This window comes from Anoxybacillus mongoliensis, from assembly GCF_014201515.1.
In the GTDB taxonomy this organism is placed as follows: domain Bacteria; phylum Bacillota; class Bacilli; order Bacillales; family Anoxybacillaceae; genus Anoxybacillus; species Anoxybacillus mongoliensis.
On the sequence record NZ_JACHEQ010000025.1, the window covers coordinates 1 to 4,103 of the forward strand.

Below are 4,103 nucleotides of genomic sequence, written 5' to 3' on the forward strand. Positions count from 1 at the left end.
TCATAAGGGAGGTAATGAAAATTGGAAATCAGGTGGCTCATTTTTTATGTGATCGAACCCTTCAAAAGTGGCTCAACTTTAAATTATCAAATACATTCATGGTTTATGCCAAATGATTTTCAACCAATTGAAGGACATGAGTTTCACTTACAAACTCCTTTTGGCTCTTCACCGTGCAAAGTGTTAAAAGTAGAACAACCTCATATCCTTTCATTTTCGTGGGATAAGGATGGATGGATCGTCTCTTTCATTTTAAAAGACTTAGGCGACAAAACAGAGTTTACCCTCATTCACGGGGGATGGGGCAGCGTAGATGATATTCTTCCGAAAGCAAATGAGAAACAATCTGTTGTTCGTGATCGAATGGCACAAGGTTGGACAGGAATTTTGGAAAAGCTTCGAAAGGTTGTGGCATAATACGTGGCGCCAGCAAAAAAACACGATGTTTTTCAAGCCATTGCGGACAAAACAAGAAGAGATGTATTACGTTTATTAGCTGAAAAAAAAGAACTACCCATCTCTGCTATTGCAGCCCATTTTCCAATTAGCCGAACAGCCATTACAAAACATTTAAACATTCTCGCCGAAGCAAATTTAGTCCAAAGTCGAAAATCTGGGAGAGAAAAAATTTATCATCTCCATACGGAACCGTTATTAGAGTTAAAACAATGGCTCGCATTTTATGAACGCTTCTGGGAGAATAAGTTGTCTATTTTAAAACATGTGGTTGAAAATGAGGAACATTCGTAGCCCCCTTTGTAACAATTAGGGGGCTTTCTTTACATTTTCCCAGACATCAATCCGTACAATCGATTGCTTCCACAAGACTCTCGAATAATTAATTCCGGCTCAACCATGACTGCTTTCGGCTGAAATTGACGGTGTATAATATCTTTTAACATATATGCGGCAAGCCGTCCAATTTTTTCTTTATCTTGGCGAACCGAAGTTAATGGCGGATCAGTATAATTGCATGCCTCGATGTCATCACATCCAACAATTGCAATATCCTCAGGCACTTTTAAACCTCGTTCTTTTACCGCCTTCATCGCCCCAAATGCCATTAAATCCGACGCCGCAAATATCGCTTCAGGATGATGTGACGAGCGCAATATTTTTTTCATTGCCTCATAGCCACTTTCCATAAAGAAATCCCCTTGAGCGAACCATTCATCGTGAATAGTTAACCCAAATTCTTTCATCGTATTACGAAATCCTTCTTCGCGAATTTTTGTCACTTGTGCTCCGGGCAAGCCACCAATGTAGCCGATATGGCGATAGCCACATAGATAAAAATGTTCTACGACTTTCGCGGAAATTTTATAGTTATCTGTCATAATGTATGCCGAACGGCTTCCCTCGAGCGGAATATCTACGCCGATGCACGGAATGTCACTCATGTCTAAACGATAAATGGACGGTTGCACTTTTTCACCACTAATAATGATTACCCCATCGACTTTGTAGCGCATCGCTCGCTCGTAATAATCTTCCTCTCCCTCTTCAAATCGCTCATTTGAAAAAAAGAGAAGATCATAACCGAACGCCCCCATTGTTTTTTTAAAAGAATTCATCACCTCGATAAAAAAGGGATGGTTGAAATCCGCATTAATTTCTCCCGCATAAATAACACCAACTACTCTCGACTTATGAGCAGTATCTTTTTGAATGCGAGCAGCGACATACCCAGTCTGCTCCATAATTTCTAGCACTTTTTTTTTCGTTTCCTCACCGACATCATGATAGTTATTTAATACTTTCGATACCGTACCTGGTGACACACCCGCTAATTTCGCAATTTCTTTAATAGTAATTTTCATACGATCCCTTCTTAACTTTATAATCTTACCTTTATTATAACATAAATGTTTCCGTTAAAAATGAATGCGCTTTAGTTGGCGGTTATGTCACTATTGTTTGACGGATCCTTGCGTCAAGCTTGAAATGAACAACTTATTAAACATTAAAAATACAACAACTAAAGGCAATGTTGCCCAAAATGTTCCTGATAAAATCATACCATAGTCTTTCACGTATGCGTCTTGAAGAGCGCGAATCGCAATTTAAATTGTGTAGCTTGATTCATCTCTCAATACAGTTAATGGCCATAAGAAATCGTTCCATACGAACATAAATGTTAAAATACCAAGCGTCGCAAAAGCTGGTAAAATTGAAGGAACGACGATGTTCCAATATACACGGAATATACTGCATCCATCAATTTTTGCCGCTTCAATCAATTCATCAGGGATTGCGTCTTTAATATATTGACGCATCCAAAAAATACCGAACGCATTAACTAAACCTGGAACGATAATGGCTTTTAAATCGTTTAACCAACCTAACTTTGTAATAATGAAGTATTGCGGAATTAACCCTAATTGTGGCGGAATCATCATCGTAATTAAAATGACAGCAAACAGCTTTTCCCGACCTTTAAACTGCAACTTGGCAAATGCAAAACCTGCTAAAGAGCTGAAAAATAACACCCCAAGCGTTGTTAAGCTAGCAACAATAAAAGAGTTCCACATTGCCCCGAAAAAGTCGACATTTTCTAATACGTTTTGAAAGTTTTCTACTAGCTTATTATATTCACGAAAAAATCATAATTAATCATTCGATAAAGGTGGTTTATTTACGAAAATTTTCGTTGGATATATGAAAGGATAAGGTAAAATGATCGAGGAGAAACGGATAAGGGCAAATAAAAAAGGATTCCTGCAAAAAACAGGAATCCTCAATATTCAGTGCCGATGGTGGGAGTCGAACCCACACGGGGGGCTACCCCACACGATTTTGAGTCGTGCGCGTCTGCCAGTTCCGCCACATCGGCATGAGACAATTAAATTGTATCATGCAAACTTATTTTGTCAAGCTTTTTCAGTGCCGAGGGCCGGACTCGAACCGGCACGGTAGTCACCTACCGCAGGATTTTAAGTCCTGTGCGTCTGCCAATTCCGCCACCCCGGCGCATAAAAAAATGGAGGCGGCAACCGGATTCGAACCGGTGGTAAAGGTTTTGCAGACCTCTGCCTTACCACTTGGCTATGCCGCCATGAAACGAAGAGCGGAAGACGGGACTCGAACCCGCGACCCCCACCTTGGCAAGGTGGTGTTCTACCACTGAACTACTTCCGCATATATGGCTGGGGTAGCTGGATTCGAACCAACGCATCACGGAGTCAAAGTCCGTTGCCTTACCGCTTGGCTATACCCCAACGTTTTAAAATGTATATGGGGCGACTAGTGGGAATCGAACCCACGAATGCCAGAGCCACAATCTGGTGCGTTAACCACTTCGCCATAGCCGCCATATTTTTTGGCAGGGGCAGTAGGAATCGAACCCACACCGGAGGTTTTGGAGACCTCTGTTCTACCATTAAACTATGCCCCTAAAATGGTGGAGGGGGACGGATTCGAACCGCCGAACCCAAAGGGAGCGGATTTACAGTCCGCCGCGTTTAGCCACTTCGCTACCCCTCCGCAGATGGTGCCGGCTGCAGGACTTGAACCCGCAACCTACTGATTACAAGTCAGTTGCTCTACCAATTGAGCTAAGCCGGCATCTTTAAAATGGTGGCTCGGGACGGAATCGAACCGCCGACACAAGGATTTTCAGTCCTTTGCTCTACCGACTGAGCTACCGAGCCACATATGGCGGTCCCGACGGGACTCGAACCCGCGATCTCCTGCGTGACAGGCAGGCATGTTAACCACTACACTACGGGACCACTTTGGTTGCGGGGGCAGGATTTGAACCTGCGACCTTCGGGTTATGAGCCCGACGAGCTACCTGGCTGCTCCACCCCGCGACGATGAGAAAAAAACTCTTTTTTAAATATGGTGGATAAATATGGTGGAGGATGACGGGATCGAACCGCCGACCCCTTGCTTGTAAGGCAAGTGCTCTCCCAGCTGAGCTAATCCTCCATTTGACCTTGCCCGGCAACGTCCTACTCTCGCAGGCGGTGTCCCGCCAACTACCATCGGCGCTGGAGAGCTTAACTTCCGTGTTCGGGATGGGAACGGGTGTGACCTCTCCGCCATCGTCACCGAGCAATAATGCTTTAGACAAATGTTATTATAACGGAATATTTTTTGTT

Annotated in this window: 3 protein-coding genes, 13 tRNA genes, 1 rRNA gene and 1 pseudogene; 2 read left to right on the forward strand and 16 right to left on the reverse strand. The window is 43.3% G+C overall.

Features of this window, described 5'->3' with window-relative positions; all coding sequences use genetic code 11:
* Nucleotides 1–39 precede the first annotated feature (39 nt).
* Entirely contained in the window at nt 40–417 is a 378-nt protein-coding gene (locus HNR43_RS13890; RefSeq protein ID WP_343055822.1) for an SRPBCC family protein, read from the forward strand.
* A gap of 3 nt (nt 418–420) precedes the next feature.
* Nucleotides 421–750, forward strand: coding sequence for an ArsR/SmtB family transcription factor (locus HNR43_RS13895; RefSeq protein WP_055442109.1), 330 nt, complete (start codon nt 421–423; stop codon nt 748–750).
* A gap of 29 nt (nt 751–779) precedes the next feature.
* On the opposite strand, the gene HNR43_RS13900 is transcribed toward HNR43_RS13895, so the two are convergent.
* From HNR43_RS13900 to rrf, 16 genes and pseudogenes are all read right to left on the reverse strand, one after another.
* The gene (locus HNR43_RS13900; protein WP_343055823.1) at nt 780–1,841 is read right to left on the reverse strand and encodes a LacI family DNA-binding transcriptional regulator; all 1,062 of its coding nucleotides are present in this window, start codon (nt 1,839–1,841) and stop codon (nt 780–782) included.
* Between the two features lie 69 nt (nt 1,842–1,910).
* Nucleotides 1,911–2,585, reverse strand: a pseudogene (locus HNR43_RS13905) (carbohydrate ABC transporter permease); the annotation flags it as partial.
* A 163-nt stretch (nt 2,586–2,748) separates the two neighbouring features.
* Nucleotides 2,749–2,833: transfer RNA gene (locus HNR43_RS13910), tRNA-Leu, on the reverse strand.
* Nucleotides 2,834–2,884: 51 nt separating this feature from the next.
* Nucleotides 2,885–2,970: transfer RNA gene (locus tag HNR43_RS13915), tRNA-Leu, on the reverse strand.
* An 11-nt stretch (nt 2,971–2,981) separates the two neighbouring features.
* Nucleotides 2,982–3,055, reverse strand: a tRNA-Cys gene (locus HNR43_RS13920).
* Between the two features lie 11 nt (nt 3,056–3,066).
* Nucleotides 3,067–3,138, reverse strand: a tRNA-Gly gene (locus HNR43_RS13925).
* Nucleotides 3,139–3,143: 5 nt separating this feature from the next.
* A tRNA-Gln gene (locus tag HNR43_RS13930) sits at nt 3,144–3,218 on the reverse strand.
* A gap of 17 nt (nt 3,219–3,235) precedes the next feature.
* Nucleotides 3,236–3,311 (reverse strand) — tRNA-His (locus tag HNR43_RS13935).
* Nucleotides 3,312–3,320: 9 nt separating this feature from the next.
* Nucleotides 3,321–3,394 (reverse strand) — tRNA-Trp (locus tag HNR43_RS13940).
* A gap of 4 nt (nt 3,395–3,398) precedes the next feature.
* Nucleotides 3,399–3,483, reverse strand: a tRNA-Tyr gene (locus tag HNR43_RS13945).
* 5 nt (nt 3,484–3,488) lie between these two features.
* Nucleotides 3,489–3,564, reverse strand: a tRNA-Thr gene (locus tag HNR43_RS13950).
* A gap of 10 nt (nt 3,565–3,574) precedes the next feature.
* Nucleotides 3,575–3,650, reverse strand: a tRNA-Phe gene (locus tag HNR43_RS13955).
* Nucleotides 3,651–3,655: 5 nt separating this feature from the next.
* Nucleotides 3,656–3,731: transfer RNA gene (locus HNR43_RS13960), tRNA-Asp, on the reverse strand.
* Between the two features lie 4 nt (nt 3,732–3,735).
* Nucleotides 3,736–3,812 (reverse strand) — tRNA-Met (locus HNR43_RS13965).
* 42 nt (nt 3,813–3,854) lie between these two features.
* Nucleotides 3,855–3,930: transfer RNA gene (locus HNR43_RS13970), tRNA-Val, on the reverse strand.
* Between the two features lie 10 nt (nt 3,931–3,940).
* A 5S ribosomal RNA gene (gene rrf, locus HNR43_RS13975) occupies nt 3,941–4,057 on the reverse strand.
* Nucleotides 4,058–4,103: the final 46 nt, after the last annotated feature.